The following is a 24,657-nucleotide window of genomic DNA, read 5'->3' on the forward strand; positions in this document are numbered from 1 at the left end:
CTATCATTAGTTTTGGCAATATTCGTTTCCGTTTAATCCACGTGTATATTATGAATAGATAAAAGAAAGCAAGAACGAAGTCTGTTATGTATATAAATAAATCGTAACCTGCTAAATCGGCCGGATTGAACGTTAAGACAACATACATTACCGTAGTCAGATTGAACAGGATCATAATTGCCGGGATAATCAGCCATCCTGCTATGATTGCATAACGAGATTCGGTTTCAAATTCAGGCTGATTTTTTGCCATTTTTTCGTTCACAGATAACCCCCTCCTTTTTACACAATTTAAACTCAGTATAGCAAACCCGGGATTTTCCTTCTACTGTTCAACGGGGTAATTTCTGGTATAGATTAATAAATTAACTGTAATTTACCTGGGCTGCCTTAAATAAGTAGAGTCATCACTTTAGAGACAAAGACTACTTGAAAATAGATTTCTTCATGTTAATATAGACACATTGACAATTGCATAAGTGGTAAAGCACTGGGGGAGCTAATTATGGCTGAGAAGAATAATGCGTTCTGACCCTTTGCACTCGATCTGGATAATACCGGCGTGGGGAAGTGTGTTTGTATAAAGTTATTTAATACTGCTTTGCATATAAACAAACTGCATTCTCACGGGGATGCAGTTTGTTATTTGTTATTGGACAAAGATTTAAGGCCTGACGAATAAGAAGGGGGAAGCGTGATGAATTACATACGAAATTTGTTACCGGTTTTACTGCTGTTTCTGCTTGTATTAACCGCTTGCAGTGGGGAGGGACAAGAGGAAACAGCGTCTGAAGGGGAAACAGGCGAAAAAGAAGAAAAAGTGGTTCAGCTGAGTGCGCCCGGTGAAATTCCCGGATTGAATCCAACAATGGCTGACAACGACTTTAGCTTTAATGTCATCAATCAGGTATTTGAAGGGTTGTACCGTCTTGATAAAGATGGCGAGCCACAATTGGCAATGGCGGCAAGTGAACCTGAGGTCAGTGATGATAATCGGGTATATACATTCAAAATACGGAAAGATGCGACATGGTCGGATGGCTCCCCGGTTACCGCGGGCGATTTTGAATATGCCTGGAAAAAGGCAGTTGATCCGAATACAGGTGCCGCATATGGACCACAATTTGAGGAGATCGTTGCAGGCGCGTCGGAAATTTTAAAAGGCAACAAACCAGTTGATGAACTTGGTGTCGAGGCACTGGATGAGAAAACATTAAAAGTGACGCTGGAGGAGCCGGTCCCCTATTTTAAGGATTTACTGACGACAGCCATATTTTTTCCGCAGCCCGAGGAGTTCATCAAAGAACAGGGGAATAAATACGCAACAGACAGCGAACATACCTTGTATAATGGTCCATTTGTCCTGGACGACTGGAACGGCACCGGGAATACGTGGACTTACGAAAAAAATGATAAGTACTGGGACAAGGATGCTGTCAACGTTGACAAGATCGAGGTTAACGTTGTGAAAAATACGCAAACTGCGGTCGATCTTTACAATAACGATCAGCTGGATCACGTTGAGCTGACGGGTGACTTTGTTGACCGGTATGCATCAGATGATGAGTACCATACCTTTTTGACGGGCGGGGTCAGATTTTTGAAAATGAACCAGGGAAAAGATGGGAAGCAGACGCATCTTGCCAATTTAAATATCCGAAAAGCATTAAATATGGCATTGGATAGGGAAGTTATCGTCAACGACATTCTCAATAACGGCTCAACCGTTCTGTATGGCACGGTACCTCAAGGGATATCGGAAAACCCGGAAACCGGCGAGGATTTTCGCGCGGAAAATGGCGAACTGGTCCAGTATGATGCAGATAAGGCAAAAGAACATTGGCAGCAAGGATTAGAGGAGCTGGATGAGAATGAATTGGAGTTTGCTTTGACCACATCCGATTCCAGCTCATCGAAAACCATTGCCGAAAATCTCAAATATCAGTGGGAGTCCAGGCTTCCAGGGCTGACAATCACGATTAAAAATGTGCCGCCCGAACAGCATGTTGATGCAAACGTAAATCAAAATTTCGAGCTGATTTTAACGGGGTGGGGCGGCGACTATCAGGATCCGATGACTTATCTGAACTTGTTTATTACCGATAGTCCAGGCAATCATACGGGTTATTCGGACGAGGAATATGACGAGCTGGTCCTTAAGTCCAAATCCTCCTTGGCAGATAAGCCGATGAAGCGCTGGAACTCTCTGTTAAAAGCGGAGCAATTACTGATTGAAGAGAGTGCCGTACTTGTCCCGCTCTATCAAACCAGTACGGCCTATTTGCAAAAAGAAGATGTGACTAATTTGATTACTTATAAGGTCAGTGCGGATAATTATAAATGGATTGATGTAGAAAGATAGAATCGGACAAAGTGGGGATTGGTTACTTTAGTAGATAGGGGACAGGTTATGAAGCCTGTCCCTATTCTTCCGTTTGACTCACTCAAGGATAAAAGCGGGTATGGTTTTGTAGCCGTTTTGATAGATTCCAGTTCAACATATTCCTCGATGTCATGCATTTTATCTCCGGTCGGACCATAACAGGTTGCCGGGATGCCAAATTCATCAATGTCTTACTTGATAGTGTTAGACAGTTAGCTGAGATGAAAAGGTCGATATAATTGCAGTAAGCGGGTGATTCAAGATACCGCCAGACGGGTAGTTTTGGGCCCCTCTTTTTTGTGCTTCAATTCCCCTTAGCTTACGTTTTCGATTGGGTTTTTGAAAATATATGATAGAACTAAATATAAAAGTATTTATGATAGCGCTTTACAATAAGGAACGTTTGTTCTAATATATAACTAAGCTTGGTAGATTCATTATTAGTAAACAAGGGAGGTTGATTTCTGACTTGTATAAAAATATTTTCTTCTATTTTGTTCACCGTATAATTAATTGGTTAAATGAACGGAAGCAAGAGATATATTTTATTTTAATGGCAATTTTGGTATTAAGTGCAATTGGAATTGGTATTCATATGTACATTTATTATAGAGGCACTCCCATGTTCGAAAATCCAACAACGATTGTTGAACATTTTGCCAGACCAATTTTTATAGGTATGCTTGCCACAGTGCTTATGTTAGCATTAGGTACTTTATTCATCCATCTTGTAACAATGGTCCCCTTAAAACGTATCAGTTTCTTTAGAATGGAATTGGAATTCGATACCGCAAGAGAAAAACAAATAGCTAATCAATTCCTTTATACCTCAACAATGCTGCAGAACCATACTGACAATGTGAAATATTTATTAGAAAATAATTTAATAGAATTCAAACAAGTGCTGCAGTTTCTTGCAGACAGTTATAAAAATAGTGCGTTGGAATATAATGATGAATTAACTCTAGAAGTTGATGTGATAAATTTCAATGAATTAGCGGGAAGAAAGGAAGGGAAACTTTTCAATGCAATAAAAAAGCAATCTCCAGTTAAATCTAATACTATTTTTAGAAATAGATTAATCAACGGGGAAAATTTGCTTGTTGGATCAATTTCAGTATCCGATACACAGGACTTAGTAATGGTCGTTCGTAGAGGGTATGAGCATCCATTTGATATTTATGATCAGGAAACGATTGAAAGTATTCTTGGCTATGCGACTGTACTATTTGATACAGTAATTATGATCCAGATAATGACTAAAAATAATTTGCTGGGTTAAAAATCGACTTTATATAGACGTTTCATTGTGAAATATGGTATTCTAAAAATAGAGAGAGGTGTTTGTATGGCGGTAAAAGAAAAACATGTCTCAAAAGATCAAAAAAGCATGTCTCCCCATATTCGTCGAATTCAAGAAAGATATGGACTTAAAAAGTCTAAAGATGTAACCAATAGACCTAGAACGATTAACGAGCTATACAAAATCAGATATAAAAACAAGTTCCGCTGATTAAGTGTCAGCGGAATTTTTAAATGTTATCCTGATTGGGATAAAACGAAGGAAATGGTCGTGCTATTCTTTTCCCTTTTTGGATATGGAAGCCATTAAAAAGCCTGTTTTTTTTGTTAGCTTGTTTAGTGTCAATATAACGACTCTTAATATAGTTTTCTTTGTTATTGGTCATGATATCATTCCTAACACCTTTGTTTTAATTTATTTTATGAGTGAGTGTTTCTTTTTATGCAGTTTCAGTAACCTCTTCAACCAGACGTATCAATTCATCTCCATTGTTAATTTCAATTGGTTTATCAATAACATATGACCTTGCTTGATTGGTAAATTCACTAGCCAAGATATAGTATGACCAGAAATAATCTTTCTCACCCCTATAATCAAAATGAACATGGAAAAAGAGGTATATTCTGCCTAATAAAAACTATTTTTCCTCTCTATACCCCGAACCCAATTTTGCTTCGATAATAGTTATGAAGTGAGGGCTGGGTGCATTACACCACAAAAGAAGGATTTTCACTGACTTTTAGCGAAATGTTATAGAGTTGAACGATTATGACAGGGATGTGCGACTGTATGCTTGAGGTGTGGCGTCTGTTGTCATATTCCCCACAAATTATGAATGCAGGAGTGGATGTTATGAAGCACAGTTACATTTCGCATCTTTACTGCCCGAAATGTGAGAATACGTATGGCACCCGGGAACAGTATCAGCTTTGTGCGTGCGGTTCGCCTTTGTTGGTCGACTATGATCTGGATGAAGTAGCGAAAAATGTGACACCAGATGAATTGCCATCACGAGAACCAACGCTATGGCGTTATCATGAATTACTGCCGGTTGAGGAAGAATCCAATGTTGTTTCATTGGGTGAGGGTATGACGCCATTAACCCCGTTCAGTGAACTTGGCGGTAATATGGGCGTTGAGAATTTGTACATGAAGGATGAAGGGCTGATCCCGACAGGCAGCTTCAAGGCAAGGGGAGCGGCTGTCGGGGTATCGAAAGCAAAAGAAGTCGGCGTTAAGGAACTGGCTATGCCGACGAATGGAAATGCCGGTGCTGCATGGGGGCTGTATGCTGCCAGAGCAGGCATGGAATCGACCATTGTGATGCCGGATGACGCACCGAAAATTACCCGAAGTGAAGTTGCTTTATCGGGAGCAAATCTTTATTTAGTGAATGGTCTCATCAGTGATGCCGGCAAGATTGTCGGAAGAGCGGTTAAAGATTACAACTTGTATGATGCATCCACATTGAAGGAACCTTACCGGATTGAAGGCAAGAAAACGATGGGGCTGGAAATCGCCGAGCAGCTCAATTGGATAATGCCTGATGTCATCCTTTACCCTACAGGAGGCGGCGTGGGCTTGATTGGCATCTATAAGGCTTTGAAAGAATTAAAGGCTTTAGGCTGGGTCAAAGGGAAGCTACCGAGATTAGTGGCTGTTCAATCAACAGGATGCGCTCCGATAGTCAAGGCCTGGGAAGAAGGAAAACGCGAATCCGAATACTGGAACGATTCCGAGACGCTTGCATTTGGCATCAATGTTCCAAAAGCATTGGGTGATTTTCTTGTTTTGGATGCCATTTATGATACCAATGGCTGTGCGGTCGCCGTAGATGATAAATCGATGGTTAAGGAACAGGAGAGAATCGCAAACATGGAAGGCAGCTTTATTTGTCCGGAAGGCGCTGCGACATTCGTGGCTGTCCGCAAATTGCGGCAAAATGGATGGATCGGAGCGGACGAAACAGTTGTGGCTTTGAACACAGGAGCCGGCATCAAGTATCCGGACACGGTTCAAGTGAGGCCGGAGATATTGGAGAAAGACGATGCAATCGTGAAAGTGGATGAGGGTCTTGCAAAGTGATTTTGGAAACGGAGATTATGTCTTTATTGCCGAAGAAGGCGATCTTATTGAAACAGCCGCTCCGGTAAAATTAAAACCTGTGGAATAATATAATTTATGCAGGCTACTTGGACGAAGGGTCATGCTTCTTGCCCCGGGTGTTTTGTCTTTCTACAGTTCTGTCCCGCCTCTCTGTCCTGATAAGAATAATAGAAAGGATTTTTAGATGAGTTTCTTAGATGAATATAAAGAAACACGTGAAAAGTTTCGTGAAATGCATAGTATGATACTAAACGATGTTGATAAAGGTTATGGAGATAAAGTTGCGGAGTCTATAGGGATTCTTGAGAACAGCCGCATTGTATTTGAGTCATATCCTGAAAGAGACGCTTTTTTCGACTTTATGGTGCATGGAGAAATCATAGATGGGAAAAGTTCTCTGTCAGCGTACCTGGAAAAAAGCCGGGAAAGCAAAGACAGTAATAAGCTGTTTAGGATAATGAAAGCTTCGGAAGTTTCACTTTATGAAATTGAACATGTCGATCGGGAAAGCAACACGATCCGGCTTAACGATATTCTGAATCCTTCATTAACTCATGAGGTTATCGATTTTTCGTTAAGTCAAACAATCAATGAAAATGTTCTGCTATGTACAAGGCTTTATCATTTGGAGTCTTACAGTATGACATCGGGGCTGATGTTTTTATTTGATGCTGATCACCGGGAATATTTGCGCAGAAGAAGCCGAAAAATCATCAAAAAAATAAAGACAGGGAATGTATCCGATAAACGCTTCCTTGCTTTTTTCGACTTAAACAGACGGGATGGATTACCAGCGGCTTTAGAAGAAGTCGAATGATAAACATGGATTGATAGGAAAGGCAGATGATTGAAATGCAATTGTGCTGTAGATTAGTCGAAAATCGCTATAGATTACAAGAAAATCGCTATAGATTGGGCTTTTAACTTGGAGAAAGCAATTAAAAACGGGAACAGGCCTCATCCTGTTCCCGTTCTCGCTACTTTACTGTCAGCAATCTATTTCCAGCCTCAATGTGTTTCTGGCTGACAGGATTAATCGTTTCATAGGCGTCGGAATTGGTAATGACAATAGGTGATGTCAGATCAAATCCTTTATTGGTGATCGCATCCATATCAAATGTACATAAAAGCTGGCCTGTATCAACCTCTTCATCCTTTGACACATTTAGCTCAAATACGTTTTCTTTAATATCAACGGTGTCCAGCCCGATATGCAATAATATTTCCACACCACTATCGGTTGTTAATCCAATGGCATGTCCAGTTGGGAAGACGGTTGTCACCTTGCCATTGGCAGGCGCATATAATTTACCTTCACTTGGATAAATGGCGATTCCTTTGCCGACTGCTTCTTTGGCAAAAACTTCATCGTCTAATTCATTTAAAGGTCGCAATTCACCGGATAATGGACTGCTGATATAAATCTCTGCTTGCTGTTCGGGTTCGTCCGCATCTGCTTTTTCCGTTTCGTCAGTATTCTCACCATAAAGCTTGTGGACCATTTCTTCTTTGTAGCCAAACAGATAGGTCAGGACGAATCCGCCGATATAAGAAATGACAAGTCCGATAATATACAATAAATATTTGTTGTCCGCAATAAGTGGAATTAAAACAGCACCAGATGGCCCGACCGTGATGGCGCCCACTTCAAACAGAGATAAGAACGCACCGCCGAATCCGGCTCCCAGACACGCTGTAATAAACGGCCGGCCAAGCGGCAAACTGACACCGTAAATAAGCGGTTCACCAATGCCGAGAAATCCTACAGGCAGGACACTTGCGACCGTATTTTTCAGACGTTTGTTTTTGGCTTTGATATAAATGGCAATCATAGCACCAACTTGTCCACCGCCTGCCATGGCGAGAATAGGAAGCAGTGTCGTTGAGCCAAATTGATCTATTAACTCGAGATGCACGGGGATTAATCCCTGATGCATGCCAACGGTTACCAGCGGCAGGAATGTTGCTGCCAGTACGTATCCGCCAATGATACCACCTGCTTGGAGCATGACATCAACTAGGAACCATGTAATGCCGTCCATAAGCAATCCTGCGAGCGGCTGAATAACCACAATCGTTACAATTGAGCCGATCATAACGGTGATCAGTGGCGTTAGAACAAGATCCAGACTGTCTATCATCCGTTTGCGAATAAATTTTTCAATTTGTGCAAACAGATAAGCGGCTACAATAACACCTAACAGACCGCCGAGACCTGAGCTGAGTTTCAGGTCCAGGCCAAATAAACTTAAGGAGCCTATGTCACCTAAAACCGGTGCATAAATCAGTAAACCTGCGATACCGCCGAGAACCATGGTGCCACCAAATTCTCTTGCTGTATTAATACCGACAAATACGCCGAGCGATCCAAACAGGAGATTGCCGATTGCCTGCAGCAGCATGAACCAGTCCGACTCGAGAACGGCTGGGTCCAATATGCCTGCGTCCGGATTGGCCAGGTTCGTTATCAGGTTCGCGATTCCGAGCATTAAACCTGACGCGACCAGGCCGGGAACAATCGGAACGAAGATATTGCCGATATGTCTGAATAATTGCTGGAACATTGATGTTTGTTTGGCTTTATAAGCTGCCTTTGTATCAGATGTCATATCAAATTCGCTGTCGTCATTTTCGTCTTCAACATCCACATCAATTGTCGTGCTTTCGTGTATTGCGTTGGCGACTTTTGTTACCTTGCCGGGACCGAGGACGATTTGAATTGTTCCCTGATCGATGACGCTCAGGACGCCTTCTAATTGTTTAATAGCTTCCAAATCCACGTTGTTGCGTGATTTGAGATCGATCCGCAATCGTGTTATACAATTGGTGAGGTTGGTGATATTGTTTTCACCGCCAAGATTCTCAACAATTGATTGGGCTAATTTTTGATTATTCATCGCTGGTTTCACCATCCTTGTTGTTTGCTATTCTGATAGCTTCGCGTACAAAGCCATTTGCCTGTTCCAGGTACTTATTGGCTTTTTCATAGCTGCATTGCCTTTTGATCATAATGATCGCCGCCTTTGGATTTTGATGGGATTTCTTCAAATAAGCGGAAGCGGTATCATTATCAACCTGGGCGGCAAGGGAAATAATATTTTTTGCCCGTTCAATAAGTTTTTTATTGGTTAATTGGACATCGACCATAAGATTTTTATAGACTTTCCCGATGCCAATCATGGCACTTGTTGAAATCATATTTGCAACGAGTTTTTGGGCAGTCCCTGCTTTTAACCGGGTTGATCCTGTTAAAATTTCGGGTCCGACTTCAACTTCGATTGGGATGTCCGCATAATGGCTGGACCGGGCCTTTTTGTTACAGCTGATTGATGCAGTGTGAGCACCGACTTTGTTGCTGTATTCCAATCCGCCGATGACATAAGGTGTGCGTCCGCTGGCAGCGAGGCCGATGACGGTATCCTTTTTATTTAAATACAGCTCTTTCAAGTCGACTGCAGCCAATTCAGGATCATCTTCAGCACCTTCTACTGCCTCAATAATAGCTTCCTGACCGCCGGCGATAAGCCCTTGAACCTTTTCAGGATCCGTTCCAAATGTCGGCGGGCATTCCACTGCATCAAGAATTCCCAAACGGCCGCTTGTGCCAGCTCCAATATAAATGAGCCTGCCGCCATTGGTGAATGAATCAATGACTGCTGAAGCAGCTTTTTCGATTTGGTTTATTTCTTTGTTTACTGCTTCCGGAACGCTTTTATCTTCCTGGTTCATCACCTGTAAAATGTCATGAGTACTCATTTCATCCAAATTCATGGTTTTATCATTACGTTTTTCTGTTGTTCTCGTTGTTGTTTCGGGCACTTCCGATATCCTCCCTCTGGCTTTGCTGTATGATTTCATAAGTTTGGTTTAAATGGGCTAAGGAATTGTCGTAATCCTCATACGCACATGCTGTGTAGAGCATGTCGATCACGTTTAAGGAAGCAATTCGCGATGACATGGCAGCACTTCGGAATTCATCTTCCTGGGCGGCAACAAATAATACAGCATCTGCTATTTCACTCAAATCAGAATCTGCATATTTCGTAATTGCTATCACTTTTGCGCCTTTAGATTGGGCGATTTTGACACAATCAATAATTTGCTGTGTTGCACCAGAGTATGAAATAGCGACGGCTACATCATCTTCATTCAGGTTGACCGCCGATACTTTCTGCATATGAAAATCACTGTAAGCTGTACAGGCTTTATTGATGCGCATGAATTTTTGAATCGCATCATAGGCAATCAAAAAACTGGAGCCAACACCATAGAAGTCAATTTTCTTTGCGTTGATCAGGTATTCATATGCTGTTTCAAATTGATCTTTTTGGATTAATTGCAGCGAACTGTATAATGATTGAATATTTGTATTGGTAATGACCGACATCATTTTATCGATGGAATCGCCAGGTGATAACGTTTCCTGTTCAAGGTCGTGTAAATTTATGACGGCCAGATCGCCGGATAATTTTAATTTAAAATCCTTAAAGCCGTTGTAGCCAAGTGAATGACAATAGCGCATAACCGCAGAAGGGCTGGCGTAACTGGCATTTGCAAGCTGATTGACGGTCATGGTAACTGCCTTGTCCGGATTTTCCAAAATATACGCCGCTACAGCTCCTTCTGATGGTTTAACATAATTAAGTGATTCCCTCACTTTATAAAGAACACCTTCCAGTGTGAACACCTCCAGCCATTTGACGTTAGCGCTTTCACATTTTATGGTATCTTTTCTGATATAAAAAATCAATTTATTGAAATATTTTGGTATAAAGTTTCAGATTTTGAAATTTTGATTTGGTGACTGAAGATGAGTTTCTGAATAAACAAACATTACGGCACTGACAGGATTTTGCGTTTTCTTGTCGAACATTATGTCATATGCGTATACAAAGGGGGAGAGGAATATGAGTAAAAGAAGTATGTGGTCACTGAAGCTGTCAACAGCTGCAATTGTGCTGATTCCGGCAGCAATTGGCATCAATTATCTTGGCAAATTATTTGCCGGACTGCTCAAGCTGCCGCTCTGGCTTGATTCTATCGGGACAGTGCTGGCGGCAATGCTGGCCGGACCGATTATTGGAGCTGCTTCAGGTATTATCAATAATCTTATTTATGGGGTTACAGTGGATCCAATATCGACGGTCTATGCGATTACAAGCGGTGTCATTGGACTGGTGGTCGGGATGATGGCGTATAAAGGATGGATCGCCACTATTAAAAAGGCGATTGTGATCGGTCTTGTTGTTGGTTTTGTAGCTGCGATCGTATCAACACCATTAAACATTATTTTTTGGGGAGGACAAACCGGGAATGTTTGGGGAGATGCATTTTATGCGTATTTGATCTCAATGGATCTTCCTGTTTGGATTGCATCATTTGGTGACAGCATTGTCGTCGATGTTCCGGATAAAGTGGCTACGGTTATTATCAGTTATCTGATTTTTAGGGGCTTGCCGAATACACTAACGAACATTTATCGAAGTGATGAAATAGAAGAATTATAAGAGGTTGATTCCATGGGCTCCATGACACTCTATGTTGAAAAGAATTCGATTATACACAATATAGATCCGCTGACAAAGCTGCTGTATGTTTTTGTCAGTATTGCAGCGACGTATATTGTTCCGGCACATGAATTTGTATTGCTGGTCGCAGCGTTCAGTCTGCTGCTGCTTGTTCTCGGAAAAGTATTTGTAAAAATTCTGCCGATCATAGCAATCAGTATCATTTTGATTATTTCAATCATTATTGTACAGGGGATGTTTCATCCGGATAATGAAACCATTCTATTTTCGGTTGGAGTCATTACGTTTTATCAGGAAGGCTTGTCATATGCTGCATTGCTGACACTCCGGGTAATCAACATGCTGAGTGCATTTGGTGTGCTGATTTTGACAACCAAACCTGATGAATTGATTGAGCGTTTAATAAAAAAGGGGATGTCACCTAAAATCGGGTATGTTTTTTTATCCGTATTGCAAATTATCCCGCAAATGCGGGCGACAATGGCGAAAATAACCGATGCCCAGCGTTCAAGAGGGATGGAGACAGAGGGGAACCTGCTTGTTCGGTTGAAAGCATTTTTTCCGTTAATCGGACCTGTCGTGCTAAATTCACTGAATGATACCCGTGAACGTGCGATTGCACTTGAAATGCGGGGCTTTAATACTAAAGGGAAGAAGACATTTTTAAATGAATCACAGGAATACCCGTACCGGAAAGTCATGCAATTGTTACTGGCAGCCGGGCTGATTGCTGCGATTATGTGGAGGATATTACTATGAGCATCGTTGACGTCGAAGGCTTGAAATATAAATATCCGGATACAGATAAGCTTGTCCTTGATGATATTTCATTCAAGGTGGAGAAGGGGGAATTCATTGGGCTGATCGGGCGGAATACGGCAGGAAAGTCCTCGCTGTGTTTCGCGCTGTCAGGGCTTATTCCGCACTTTTTTAAAGGTGCTTACGGCGGAAAGGTTCTGATTGACGGGGCGGAAATTAAACAGCACGACATGGGTGAAATTGCTGCCAATATCGGTCTCGTGTTTGAAAATCCATTTTCACAGATGACCGGCTCCAAATATTCTGTATATGAAGAGATTGCCTTTGGCTTGGAAAACATCGGAATTGAAAGAGAAAAAATGATCTCCCGGATCGATGAAAGTCTTGAGTTGCTTGATATTACAGCTATTAAAGATAACAATCCGTTTGATTTGTCTGGCGGGCAGATGCAGCGGGTTGCGATTGCCAGTGTGATTGCGATGCGGCCGGATGTCCTGATTTTGGACGAGCCCACATCCCAATTGGATCCTCAAGGGTCAGCGGAAGTTTTCAAGGTTGTTGAGAATCTCACTAATGAAGGCATTACCATCATCATGGCCGAACATAAGATGGAGAAGGTTTCACAGTATGCGGACAAAGTGCTGTTATTGGATAATGGAAAAATAATCGACTATGACACACCGGCAAATGTCTTTTCCAGAGATGATCTGTTGGAGTTCGGGATCGCTGCACCGGTGGTTACCAGAGTCGCAAAGGCACTGGGGATAAAAGACGCGCAATCCGGCGAGTATCCTGTAACACTTGCGGAGATTTCCCGTGAAAATTGGTGATAAACGATGACAGAATTAAAAATTGATAGTCTGCATTTTTCATATACGTCAGATGCCCGCGTTTTAAAAGGAATCGATTTGCGCCTGAATGACAAGACAACCGCGATTGTCGGTCAGAACGGTGCAGGCAAGACCACATTTGTGAAGCTGCTGAAAGGACTGCTGCAGCCGGACGAAGGGGTTATTACGTTAAATGGTCAGGATACGAAAGATTCTACCGCGGCAAATCTGGCGAAATATGTCGGGATGGTGTTTCAAAATCCAAATGACCAGATTTTTAAAAACAAGGTGGTTAATGAAGTCATGTTCGGACCGTTGAACCTCGGCCGGAATGAGCGCGATTCCCGTGACAAAGCATTGGCAGCGCTTAAGAAAGTTGGCCTTGAACACCGGAGCGGCAATAATCCCTACGACTTAAGTTTATCCGAGCGGAAAATGATATCGATTGCCTCTGTCCTGGCGATGGATACAGACGTCGTTATTTTCGATGAGCCGACAATGGGGCAGGATTTTGCGGGCAAGGAAACGATTAAGGACATCATTTCAGAACTTCGCAATCACGGAAAACTTGTGTTGTGTATTCTCCATGATATGGACTTTGCCGCAGAGGTCTTTGAACGGGCAATTGTTTTTAATCAAGGCAAAGTGCTATTGGATGGTCCGTCAAGAGAGGTATTTGCGAACAAAATGGTGCTTGAGCAAGCATTTCTTGAACAGCCACAGGTTATGCAAGTCGCGCAAGCATTTGGGCTGGAAGGGAGTTATTTGACGGAGGATGAGTTGATTGAGAGATTGAAGGGATAATTTGTTATTTGGGAGGTATACGATTTGGAGGGCATTCCGTAAAGCAGAGTGTCTTTTTCGTCGGTTTGTAATAAGTGTTATAATAAAAATCAATAAAAGCATTGCAACATTTTCCAATATAGGATACTGTTTTATTAAGTTATAAAATTGGTACGGATGAATATTAAATCCAGTGCATAAATTATTGACTACACTAAGAGGGGACCATGTTTCGTGCAATTAAACTATGAAAGTTCAATTCCACTGCATGTACAATTAAAAGGTATTATCGAAAAACAGATAGCAGAAGGCGAACTTACCGGCCAAATTCCGACTGAGCGGAATTTTATGGAAGACTATAATGTCAGCAGAAGCACTGTGCGTGAAGCGATTAACCTTCTAGTCCGGGAAGGTGTTTTGGAAAAGCGGCACGGCAGCGGAACGTTTGTATCCATAAAGCCAATTCATCAGTGGCTCGGCAATCTTACAAGTACCACGGAAATGATCAGGCAAATGGGAAAGAAACCGGGGGCTAAATTAATTGACCACTATAAAATGACGCCGGAAGCTTATATTCAGGAAAAAGCCGGATTCAGTGATGCTTTTTTTATAAAACGGATCCGCTATGCAGATGACATCCCGATCGGTGTTGAATGTCATTACTATCCGATTGATATTGGTGAAGCGATTGCCAAGTATGACTTGGATGATACAACACTTTATGAAATTGAAGAAAATGAATTGGGTATTTTGTTTGCAGAAGCAAGCCAGGTGATCGGCAACGGCATCATACCTGATGAAGAAGCGGTTCATCTGAGTATTCCGCAAATGTCTCATGTACTGACTGCTGAACGGATTATTAAAGATCATGAAGGCAGTACCGTTGAGTTTGAAAAGGCATATTACCGCAGTGATATGTTTAATTTTCAAATGAATCTATCCCGCAAATTCGGGTAATCCTATTCCTTGATCCAGCTGGCTTCTTGTCTCCAATCCGCACTAATTATAATGCGTTATAAGACTTATTATCATTTAAAATAACAGAATTAACAAAAAATATTGAAATTACTATATCCAATCCCATATACTGTATTTAAGCAAATAAAAATTGGTACGGACGTCCTTATGTATTTGCTCGTTGTTATTAATGAGGATTGGAGGTATTCAAATGATTGTTGGCGTACCCAGAGAAATCAAAAATAAAGAAAAACGTGTGGCGTTGACTCCATCCGGTGTGACCATGTTTACCGATGCCGGTCATGAAGTGCTGATTGAAACGGCTGCCGGAAATGGAAGCGGTTTCCCGGATGCTGAATACGAAGCGGCGGGGGCTAAGATTGTTCAGTCCGCAAAGGAAGCATGGGAAACTGAGATGGTTATGAAAGTGAAGGAACCTCAGCCGGAAGAATATGATTTCTTGCGTGAGGGGTTAATTTTGTTCACTTTCCTTCACTTGGCGGCTGAGCCGGAGTTAACGCGTCAGCTTGCTGAGAAGAAAGTAACGGCGATTGCATATGAAACGATTCAGGAAGATAGTGGAGCGCTTCCGCTGCTTGCTCCGATGAGTGAAGTGGCCGGCCGCATGTCAGTGCAGATTGGCGCTCAATACCTGGAGAATAATAAAGGTGGAAAAGGCGTCCTGCTCAGTGGGGTGCCGGGTGTCAAACCGGCTAACATTGTCATTGTCGGCGGCGGATCGGTTGGAACGAATGCAGCAAAAATGGCGCTCGGCTCCCGGGCCAATGTGACGATCCTCGATATTAGTACAAAGCGGCTGCGTGAACTGGATGACATGTTTGATGGCAGCGTCAATACATTGATGTCCAATCCGCTGAATATCGCCGAAGCCGTTAAAGATGCCGATTTATTAATCGGTGCAGTACTCATTCCGGGGGCTAAAGCACCTCAGCTCGTCTCTGAAGACATGGTGAAAGAGATGTCAGCAGGTTCTGTGATTATCGATGTTGCGGTTGATCAGGGCGGTTCGATCGAAACCATTGATCACGTGACAACGCATGATGATCCAACGTATACCAAGCATGGCGTTCTGCACTATGCGGTGGCCAATATACCTGGTGCGGTTGCGCGGACATCAACCATGTCCCTGACCAATAACACGAGTCAGTATGGGGTGTTTTTGGCCAATAAAGGTCTGGTAAAAGCCGTGAAGACGAATGCAGCTTTCGCAAAGGGCGTCAATACACATGATGGTGCTGTCACGAATCAGCCGGTTGCTGAAACGCATGACATGAGATATGAAACGCTCGAATCTGTGCTGGAAGGTAAGCCGGTCTCTTTATAATTTCGAATAAATTAATGAAAAGGAGGAGGAAAAATGAAGGCAGAAGTCGAAATGAATCAGGCAGTAACCGGAAAAGAGTCAAAACTGTGGAATGCCATGCATAAATACAATCCGGATGCAAAAGCGACGGTAGCTGTTTCCGGGGAGGGGTCTTGGTTTACCGATGAAGAAGGCAATGAATATCTTGATGGCGTGTCCGGGCTGTGGTGTTTGAATCTCGGGTACGGAAGACAGGAGATTGCCGATGCAGCATCTGAGCAGATGAAAAAATTATCGTATTTTCCATTGACGATGAATCATCAGCCTGCGATTCAATTGGCTAATAAACTAAGCGAAATGCTCGGTGCTGAATATCAGACATTTTTCTCCAACAGCGGTTCCGAGGCTAACGAAACAGCGTTTAAAATCGCCCGGCAATATCACATGCAAACAGGCAATCCGGGCAAGTATAAGTTTATTTCGCGTTACCGTGCTTATCACGGTTCGACCATGGGCGCCATGAGTGCTACTGCCCAGGCTAACCGCCGGGTAAAATACGATCCGTCAGCTCCGGGTTTCCTGCATGTTGCACCGCCATACAGCTACCGTTCCCTATTTTCAGGCAGTGCGGAAGAAAAAGATTTGCGCGCAGCCGATGAGATGGAGGAAATGATCAGGTGGGAAGGCGAAGAAACGGTAGCGGCAGTCATTATGGAGCCGTTCATATCAGGCGGCGGCGTGATTATCCCGTCCATGAAATATATTCAGCGTGTTGCTGATATTTGTGAGAAGTACAATGTGCTTCTTATTATGGATGAAGTGGTGTCAGGGTTTGGCCGGACCGGCAAGATGTTTGGCTTCAAACATGCAGCCGGGGTGCAGCCTGATATTGTCACAATGGCAAAAGGACTGACAAGTGGTTATTTGCCGCTTGGGGCTACATCGGTCAAAGCTGAAATCTATGAGGCGTTTAAACAGGAAGGAAAGGACAAACACCTGCGCCATGTTTCAACGTACGGCGGTCATCCGGCAGCTTGTGCAGTTGGATTGAAGAATATTGAAATCATTGAGAATGAAAACATTGTGGACCGGGTGAATCATCTTGGTAATTCCAAGCTGATTGAATTGCATGATCTTATGAATCATCAGAACGTTGGTGAAATACGGCAGGCCGGATTTTTGCTGGGAATGGAGATGGTTGAGGATAAGACCACTAAAGAACCGTTATCAGAAGCCAAAATGGGCGAAATTGTCGGAGCGTGCAAACAAAAAGGACTCGTTATTGGCAAGAATGGCGATACCGTGCCGGGCGGCAACAACATTCTGATTATTGCACCGCCGCTTACGAGCTCTGAGGAAGATCTGGATTTTATCATTGAGACAGTCAGCTCCGTCATTCACAACATCTAATCTTTGACGGCAGTGGCAAACTCGCTGGATGGGAAGGTCATATACGTGAATTATGAACGTTTAAAAACTTTTATCGCTGTGGCTGAAAAGAACAGTTTTTCAGAAGCTGCCAAAATACTGTATGTAACACAGCCGACAATAACATCGCAAATTAAATCATTGGAAGAGGAACTGGGGACAAAACTCTTTGAGCGAACAACGAAAAAAGTTGAGATCACCCAATCGGCGAAAATTTTGCTGAAATACGCCAGAGAAATTGTGCAGATGAATGACTCTGCCCGTAAAGAGATTACGCAGATGGAAAGCATGACGTACGGCGAATTAGGCATGGGGTGCAGCTTAACGATCGGGGAATATATTTTGCCGGAATTTCTCAAGCAGTTTAAAGAGGAATATCCACTGATTCAAATCCAGGTGAAAATCGCAAATTCCCATCAGGTGATCAGCTCGATCAAAGACCAATTTATTGATGTGGGATTAATCGAAACACCGATAGAAGACAGCCAAATCAATCTGAAGCCATTCCTGGAGGATGAAATTGTTTTAATTGCTGCCCCCGATTACTTTACGGGCGATGATGTGCATATCAGCATGGAACAAGTCAGGCAGTCGCCGCTGATTTTCCGGGAAGAGGGCTCGGGGACACGTTCTGTCGTCAATCATTATATCGAAAAAGCAGGACTGACAAATGATGATTTGCAGATTGTCATGGAACTGGGCAGTACCGAGGCAATCAAGGCAGTGGTTGAATCAGGTCTGGGCGTTTCGTTTATTTCGAAAAATGCGATTAAAAAAGAACAGGAATTGGGACTGTTAAGAGCCTATTCCATTACAGACATGAAATTAAAACGGCATTTTTATATCGCCCACCGGAAAGACCACGTGCTGAAATCATCAACAGAGCTCTTTTTGGAAACATTGCAGGCGATTGCAAAGGAATAAGAGACGTTTATGGCTGATGAGCCAGCAGGCAATCATCATAATAACTATTAAGGAGGATCTCAAATTATGGTCAAACAAACAGAAGAAATGAAGCAGGCTGTGAATCAGAAACAGAAAATGACACCAAGTGAAGCGATCGTCGAGACACTTGTGGCGGAAAATATTAAAGAAGTTTACGGCATCGTCGGATCAGCGTTTATGGATATGCTCGATTTATTCCCGTCAGCGGGCATCCGTTTTATCCCGGTGCGCCATGAACAGAGTGCCGGTCACATGGCAGATGCGTATGAACGTGTTTCCGGAACAGCAGGGGTCATCGTCGGTCAGAATGGGCCGGGGATCACCAACATGGTGACGTCCGTTGCGGCAGCGAATCAGGCGCACAGTCCGCTGGTGGTCATTTCACCGTCTGCCGGCACCAATGCGATTGGGATGGACGGTTTCCAGGAAGCCAATCAGGTATCGATTTTCAAGGATATTACGAAAGAAACAGTACAAGTCACGAATATAAACAAAGTTGCCGATAAATTGCGGACGGCATTCCGGATTGCTTACGCCGAGAGAGGCCCGGTTCTGTTCGATATCCCGCGTGATTTGTTTTATGGTGAATTAGAAGACGTGATTCTGGAGCCGCATCAGTACCGTGCCGATAAACGCGGCGTCGGTGATCCGGCATCGATTGAGCAGGCTGTCGAGCTGCTCAAAAATGCTAAGAATCCGGCGATTATTTCCGGCCGCGGGGCAGTTGATGCGAATGGTGTGGATTCGGTTGTGAAAATCGCTGAACATTTAACAGCACCCGGTGCGACGGCATATATGCATAATGATGCGTTTCCGGCCGATCATCCGCTTGCGGTTGGACCGATCGGCTATATGGGAGCTAAATCTGCCATGTATTCACTGCAGGAGGCCGATGTCGTCCTTGCCATTGGCACACGCCTGTCACAGTTCGGTACACTTCCGTGCTATGATATCGACTACTTCCCGACACATGCCAACATCATTCAAATCGATATCAATCCGCGCCAGATCGGACGGACACATCCGGTTGAAGTGGGTATCATTGGTGATGCGAAAGCGGCCAGTGATGAAATTTACCGTCAGCTGACATCGGTATTGCCATCACCTGAAAAGGATAACGAGCGGATCCAGGCTGTGACCAAGCGTAAAGAAGAGTGGGACCAGGAATTGGTGGATTCGGCGATGGAAGATGGCAATCCGATCAACCCAAGACGTGCCTTGCTTGAGATGACGAGGGCGATGCCTGAAAATGCGATTGTATCATCCGATATCGGTAACGTGTCATCGACAGCGAATTCTTATTTGCAATTTAACCAGACCCGCCGTCATATTGCGGCACTGACTTTCGGCAACACCGGCTTTGCCTATCCGGCAGCACTTGGCGCCCAGCTGGCCGAACCGGATGCACCTGTTTTTGCGATCGTCGGTGACGGTGCATGGGGCATGAGTCTGCATGAAGTGAGTACAGCCGTTGAACAGAATATCCCGGTCATTGCGTGTGTGTTTAATAACAAAGCATGGGCCGCTGAGAAGAAGAACCAAGTTGATTACTATGATGACCGTTATGTCGGTTCCAATATTGAAGCGCCTGAATTTGCAGAAGTCGCCAAATCAATGGGAGCGCTTGGCTATACGATCGATAAACCGGAAGATATCGTTCCGGCGATTGAAGACGTATTAAAAAAGCGTAAGCCTGCCGTACTGAACATTTATGTCGACGGTACACAGCTGGCACCGCCATTCCGCAAAGACGCCCTGAAGATGCCAACACGTCTGCTGGATAAGTATAAGCACCTGGATTATGAGGTTTGGGGCAAATAAGAACGATAGGCAGCTCTTTGTCCAATTTTGGACAGAGAGCTTTTTCATCAAAGAAACTTTTTTCCTTAATAATCCGGCTGTGAATCATATAAAAGTTATTAATAAACGTTATTCTGGTTTTTGATGAAAGAAAATTCGAATAATTATTGTTAACTACTTCTGTTTCAGTTACCATATAAGAAAATAATATTCATATTACTGGTTAATGAAAGCGGTGTCACGGATGGAGGTGAAAAGTCACTGGAATATAGCAGGTATTGACTATCTTTTGGGTATCATGCAGGAAGTACGTTAATCATAATATGTCCAGGTTTGACCTATAGGAGGATTATTGATTATGAAAAAACGACAAAAACTGGAAAGGACGCTGAAACCACATTGGGTTTGGGCGATTGCGCTTGGTTCAGCTATCGGGTGGGGCGCGTTTGTTCAGCCTTCCGTTTGGATGAGTGGTTCAGGACCGCTGGGAGCGATTATCGGGTTTGGGATTGGTGCCGCATTGATGATGGTCATTGCGGTCAGCTATGGTTTTCTTATTGAAAAATTCCCGGTTTCCGGCGGTGAATTTGCTTATGCCTTCCTGGGATTTGATCGCAACCATGCTTATGTGGCCGGATGGTTTTTAGTTTTAGGTTATATGTGTATCGTAGCCCTGAACGCTTCAGCTCTGGCGTTAATGATCAGATATGTTTTTCCTGTGGTGGCTGAGCAAGGCTTTATGTACAGTTTGGCAGGATGGGATGTCTACTTTGTAGAAGTGGTGATTGCCAGTGCTGCTTTAATTCTGTTTGCCTATATGAACATACGCGGTGCTACGTTATCAGGAAGATTACAATTCATATTTGTGATTTTTATGATTTGTGGTGTATTATTCATGGGGGCAGGCGCTATCTTCAGTCCTGCTACTTCATTTGAAAATCTGCAGCCGGTTTTTAGCCCGGAAGTATCCGCTATATCAAGCATCATACTTATTGTTGCGATAGCGCCATGGGCATTTGTCGGGTTTGATAATATACCCCAGGCAGCAGAGGAGTTTAACTTCTCACCCAAAAAAGCGTTTATGCTGATTATTTTTTCACTTTTATGTGCGGGGCTTCTATACATGGTTATGATCACTGCAACAGCATTGTACATGCCATGGGAGCAGCTGACCAGTTCACAGCCGCAATGGGGCACCGGTGATGTTATGTCAGGGCTGTTCGGGAATATCGGCATCATAATACTGGCACTCGCATTGACGATGGGTGTCTTTACTGGATTAAATGGTTTTTTTGTATCGAGCAGCCGACTGCTGTTTGCCATGGGGCGTGCCCGTATCATACCACGTGTTTTTACCAAATTGCACCCGAAATATAACACACCTTATGCAGGTATTATTTTTACCTGTGCGGTTTGTTTGATATCGCCGTGGTTTGGACGGCAAGTATTGACTTGGATTGTCGATATGTCCTCAGTTGGCGTCACGATTGCTTATATTTATACGTGCGTCGTTGCGTTCAAATTGTTTAAATGGTCGGAGAAATCCATGGCTAACCATAAGAACAAACATATGCCTTCCGTAACGGCGCCTTTCAAGAAAAGTTTAAGTATGACAGGGGCATTGATTGGTTTTGTTTTTTTAAGCTTATTGCTGATTCCAAACTCACCTGCGTTCATGGGAATGCCTTCACTAATAGCGCTGTTTATATGGGTCGTTCTTGGCGTTACATTCTATCTTATTAAAGGTCCGGAGTTCAGAAAAATACCGAGGGAGCGACTTGAATATCTTATTCTAGGTAAAGAGCCGAAAGATGATGTTGAAGATGGTGAAGAAGTGACTGGTTGAAAGAAGTGATTTGCTTGCGAAGAATAGGATAATACAAAAATCCCCCGGCGCAATTTTTCGCGCCGGGGGATTTTTTCGACTAACATTCTACGTAATCGAAGCCTCATAAATGGAGTTAACTGCTTCTTTAAGCTCGTTATTGAATTCATCATCTGACTGATTAACGTTCAGATCCTGAGTCAGTGCACGGGAGAAGCTGGCAATGAGTCCGTTATTTTCCTTCAGTTTTTGATTTGCTTCGTCTGTAGGGTAACCGCCGGAAAGCGCGACGACACGGACAACATTCGGATGCTCAATCAGTTCTTTAAACAGGTTTGGAACAGTTGGGATCGTCAGCTTCAGCATGACATGCTCGTCTTGGCCCAAGTTATCGAGGTGTTTTTGGATTTCTGCTTTCATAATCTCCTCGCATTTTTCCTTCTCAGAGCTGTTGATGTCAACTTCAGGCTCAATGATCGGCATGAGTCCCGCGTCGATAATTTTCTTGCCGATCTCAAATTGTTGATTGACAACTTCTTTGATCGCTTCAGGGTTGGCTTCTTTAATAACGGAACGCATCTTGGTTCCAAAGATACGACGCTCATTCGCACGTTTAAGCGTTTCATCGAGGTTATCGATCGGCTTCATCAGCTGTACGCCGTTTGATTCCTCAGCAAGCCCTTTATCCACTTTCAAGAATGGAACAACGCCTTTTTTCTCGGCCAAATAATCACCTGTATACATGCCTTCGATTTCGCGGTCCATTGTTTGTTCGAAAAGGATCGCACCGATGATGTGACTGTTGTCGAAAGCAGGTGCTGTGATGATACGCGTGCGCATTTCGTGTACCAGATCAAACATTTCATCTTCGTTGGAATATTGATCTTCAGTTACACCATATAGAGCCAGTGCTTTTGGCGTACTGCCGCCACTCTGGTCAAGTGCAGCGATAAAACCGTTTCCGTTTTTCATTTGTTCATAGTGTTTCTGGTTCATCATTTCCACTCCTTTTATCATGATAAAATTACCTTTATCTGCTTGAGGTAATTTATGTATTTGGAGAAAAGCAATCTACAGCAACATTATATCATGAAAAGAAGTTTGGATATAGTCATACACATGATTCTGTATATCAGCAGGTCTGATAGTATATATTCAATTTATACAGAATATTTAGATTCTGAAGGAGGAGATGAAATTAAGTGTGATTTGTTATTTCCCAGGGAATAATGGCGAATTTTACTTATGGTCGCCTTATCTCCTGCGGCCAGTGGGGAAGATCGGCTAAAACCAGCCGCGATGCGCGGCAACGCCGATCCACCTGCAGCGCTGAGCGCAGTCCGTACATCGCTAAACGGGTGCCCCGCGCCTTTGTTCTAAACAATAATAAACGCGAAAACAGATAACAGAACAGATGTTATGATCATAGCAATCAATGGTTTTACTGCCTTTGTACGCAGGTCATTAAAGCTCACGCTGAGACCGAGTCCGACCATCGCCGCCGTTAATAGCCATGTTGTCAGTGAATAGATTCCGTTCATGACCCCTTCAGTTACCGGAATCGATTCCCCAAGGACATAAGTGCCAAAAATACTAAGCACAATAAATCCAAGCAAGAACCATGGGAAGGCGACTTTTGTTTTTGACTGTTCGGATCCTTTGTTTTTAATTTTCATAAAGTAAATGAGGATAAAGCATAATGGGATAAGCAAAAACACACGGCCCAATTTTGCGAGTAAAGCAATGGCCAGCGCATCTCCTCCTGCCGGGTCAGCCGCGAGTGCCACATGGGCGAGTTCATGCAAGCTTATGCCCGACCATATGCCATAATCGATAGCTTCGAAAGGCAGGACTGGGCGCAATAAGATATAAACGATTGAAAAAATCGTTCCCATTAGAGCAATAATGCCAACACCGATTGCCGTATCTTCATCTTTTGCCTTGATAATGGGTGCTACGGCAGCGATGGCAGCAGCTCCGCACACTCCGGTTCCAACCCCCAGTAACAGAGAAATCGATGAATCCGCTTTAAATACTTTCGCAAGCCAAACCATTAATAAAATGGCGAATAATATAACCGCTGCATCCCTTAAAAGCAGTCCCAGACCATCACTTAGCACGACATTAATATTTAATCTGAGTCCATATAGAATAATGGCTAATCGGAGCAGTTTCTTGGCTGAAAATGTCACACCCGCTCTGATAGCTTCCGGATAGCCGAATATTTGCCGGTAAGCAATCGCAATAATAATGGCACAGGCTAGTTGACCGACATATGCAAAACCGGGCACAAGTGCAAGTAAATAACCCAGCAGTGCGATGAAAAATGTAAATGCAACACCTCCAACCCAGTATTTCTTTTGGTTAGAAGGTTGTTGTCCCTCAGGCTCATGGTATACCGGTTCAGCCTGATTGGTCGCATTCCCTAAAGACATGATAGCAGCACCTCCTATCTCTAGAATAAGGGAGGTTTAATGATAAGAGAAATAAATTATTATAATGATGATGATAAAAAAACGTGATAATATAAGAACAAAGGCTCGGGGCGCCCGTTTAGCGACGTACGGACTGGACTGAACCGCAGGAGATAAAGGAAACACGGCGACCATAGGGAGCCGCTGTTGACTTATCGGACGGAGGTGAAGGAAGTCACGCTAGTCGCTGGGCGCTGGAGCCGGACGTGGCA

General features: G+C 43.3%; 19 protein-coding genes, 1 pseudogene and 1 riboswitch. Of the genes and pseudogenes, 14 read left to right on the forward strand and 6 right to left on the reverse strand.

Annotated features, from left to right (window positions below; all coding sequences use genetic code 11):
- Nucleotides 1-265 (reverse strand): annotated as a pseudogene (locus VK097_RS05060) (DUF2569 family protein); the annotation flags it as partial.
- A 217-nt stretch (nt 266-482) separates the two neighbouring features.
- Nucleotides 483-586: riboswitch (TPP riboswitch) on the forward strand.
- Nucleotides 587-697: 111 nt separating this feature from the next.
- Between VK097_RS05060 and VK097_RS05065 the strand changes: the two are divergent.
- From VK097_RS05065 to VK097_RS05080, 4 genes are all read left to right on the forward strand, one after another.
- Complete coding sequence (locus VK097_RS05065; protein ID WP_324210720.1) at nt 698-2,362, forward strand: peptide ABC transporter substrate-binding protein; 1,665 nt, start codon at nt 698-700, stop codon at nt 2,360-2,362.
- A gap of 490 nt (nt 2,363-2,852) precedes the next feature.
- The gene (locus VK097_RS05070; protein ID WP_324210721.1) at nt 2,853-3,665 is read left to right on the forward strand and encodes a hypothetical protein; all 813 of its coding nucleotides are present in this window, start codon (nt 2,853-2,855) and stop codon (nt 3,663-3,665) included.
- Between the two features lie 873 nt (nt 3,666-4,538).
- Nucleotides 4,539-5,771, forward strand: coding sequence for a threonine synthase (locus VK097_RS05075; RefSeq protein WP_324210722.1), 1,233 nt, complete (start codon nt 4,539-4,541; stop codon nt 5,769-5,771).
- Nucleotides 5,772-5,976: 205 nt separating this feature from the next.
- Complete coding sequence (locus VK097_RS05080) at nt 5,977-6,609, forward strand: DUF7986 domain-containing protein (RefSeq protein WP_324210723.1); 633 nt, start codon at nt 5,977-5,979, stop codon at nt 6,607-6,609.
- 160 nt (nt 6,610-6,769) lie between these two features.
- On the opposite strand, the gene VK097_RS05085 is transcribed toward VK097_RS05080, so the two are convergent.
- The 3 genes from VK097_RS05085 to VK097_RS05095 are packed head-to-tail and all read right to left on the reverse strand — an operon-like array spanning nt 6,770 to nt 10,479.
- Nucleotides 6,770-8,689 (reverse strand): glucose PTS transporter subunit IIA, encoded by a 1,920-nt coding sequence (locus tag VK097_RS05085; protein ID WP_324210724.1) that lies wholly within the window; start codon nt 8,687-8,689, stop codon nt 6,770-6,772.
- On the reverse strand, nt 8,682-9,563 hold the full coding sequence (murQ, locus tag VK097_RS05090) for an N-acetylmuramic acid 6-phosphate etherase (RefSeq protein ID WP_324210738.1): 882 nt from the start codon (nt 9,561-9,563) through the stop codon (nt 8,682-8,684). The genes VK097_RS05085 and murQ overlap by 8 nt, the downstream gene beginning before the upstream one ends.
- Nucleotides 9,564-9,573: 10 nt before the next feature.
- Complete coding sequence (locus VK097_RS05095) at nt 9,574-10,479, reverse strand: MurR/RpiR family transcriptional regulator (protein ID WP_324210725.1); 906 nt, start codon at nt 10,477-10,479, stop codon at nt 9,574-9,576.
- A gap of 220 nt (nt 10,480-10,699) precedes the next feature.
- Here VK097_RS05095 and VK097_RS05100 point away from each other — a divergent pair, with 220 nt between their 5' ends.
- The 10 genes from VK097_RS05100 to VK097_RS05145 all read left to right on the forward strand — a co-directional run bounded on the left by VK097_RS05100 (nt 10,700) and on the right by VK097_RS05145 (nt 21,992).
- Nucleotides 10,700-11,299 (forward strand): ECF transporter S component, encoded by a 600-nt coding sequence (locus VK097_RS05100; protein ID WP_324210726.1) that lies wholly within the window; start codon nt 10,700-10,702, stop codon nt 11,297-11,299.
- 12 nt (nt 11,300-11,311) lie between these two features.
- Nucleotides 11,312-12,079, forward strand: coding sequence for an energy-coupling factor transporter transmembrane component T family protein (locus VK097_RS05105; protein WP_324210727.1), 768 nt, complete (start codon nt 11,312-11,314; stop codon nt 12,077-12,079).
- Entirely contained in the window at nt 12,076-12,909 is an 834-nt protein-coding gene (locus tag VK097_RS05110; RefSeq protein ID WP_324210728.1) for an energy-coupling factor ABC transporter ATP-binding protein, read from the forward strand. The genes VK097_RS05105 and VK097_RS05110 overlap by 4 nt, the downstream gene beginning before the upstream one ends.
- Before the next feature lie 6 nt (nt 12,910-12,915).
- Nucleotides 12,916-13,713 (forward strand): energy-coupling factor ABC transporter ATP-binding protein, encoded by a 798-nt coding sequence (locus VK097_RS05115; protein ID WP_324210729.1) that lies wholly within the window; start codon nt 12,916-12,918, stop codon nt 13,711-13,713.
- 213 nt (nt 13,714-13,926) lie between these two features.
- Nucleotides 13,927-14,649 (forward strand): GntR family transcriptional regulator, encoded by a 723-nt coding sequence (locus tag VK097_RS05120; RefSeq protein ID WP_324210730.1) that lies wholly within the window; start codon nt 13,927-13,929, stop codon nt 14,647-14,649.
- Between the two features lie 211 nt (nt 14,650-14,860).
- A complete protein-coding gene (gene ald, locus VK097_RS05125; RefSeq protein WP_324210731.1) occupies nt 14,861-15,994 on the forward strand; it encodes an alanine dehydrogenase in 1,134 nt (377 codons plus the stop codon).
- Nucleotides 15,995-16,027: 33 nt separating this feature from the next.
- Nucleotides 16,028-17,383 carry an aminotransferase gene (locus tag VK097_RS05130; RefSeq protein WP_324210732.1) on the forward strand — a complete coding sequence of 452 codons (1,356 nt, stop codon included), beginning with the start codon at nt 16,028-16,030 and terminating at the stop codon, nt 17,381-17,383.
- Between the two features lie 45 nt (nt 17,384-17,428).
- Nucleotides 17,429-18,325: a selenium metabolism-associated LysR family transcriptional regulator gene (locus VK097_RS05135; RefSeq protein WP_324210733.1), complete on the forward strand. Its 897-nt coding sequence runs from the start codon at nt 17,429-17,431 to the stop codon at nt 18,323-18,325.
- 66 nt (nt 18,326-18,391) lie between these two features.
- Nucleotides 18,392-20,167 carry a sulfoacetaldehyde acetyltransferase gene (gene xsc, locus VK097_RS05140; protein WP_324210734.1) on the forward strand — a complete coding sequence of 592 codons (1,776 nt, stop codon included), beginning with the start codon at nt 18,392-18,394 and terminating at the stop codon, nt 20,165-20,167.
- 337 nt (nt 20,168-20,504) lie between these two features.
- Nucleotides 20,505-21,992, forward strand: coding sequence for an APC family permease (locus VK097_RS05145; RefSeq protein ID WP_324210735.1), 1,488 nt, complete (start codon nt 20,505-20,507; stop codon nt 21,990-21,992).
- Between the two features lie 87 nt (nt 21,993-22,079).
- On the opposite strand, the gene VK097_RS05150 is transcribed toward VK097_RS05145, so the two are convergent.
- The gene (locus VK097_RS05150) at nt 22,080-22,967 is read right to left on the reverse strand and encodes a fructose bisphosphate aldolase (RefSeq protein WP_324210736.1); all 888 of its coding nucleotides are present in this window, start codon (nt 22,965-22,967) and stop codon (nt 22,080-22,082) included.
- Nucleotides 22,968-23,347: 380 nt separating this feature from the next.
- Nucleotides 23,348-24,406 (reverse strand): YeiH family protein, encoded by a 1,059-nt coding sequence (locus tag VK097_RS05155; RefSeq protein WP_324210737.1) that lies wholly within the window; start codon nt 24,404-24,406, stop codon nt 23,348-23,350.
- Between the last annotated feature and the right edge of the window lie 251 nt (nt 24,407-24,657).

This window comes from Lentibacillus sp. (assembly GCF_035301675.1).
GTDB lineage: Bacteria > Bacillota > Bacilli > Bacillales > Amphibacillaceae > Lentibacillus.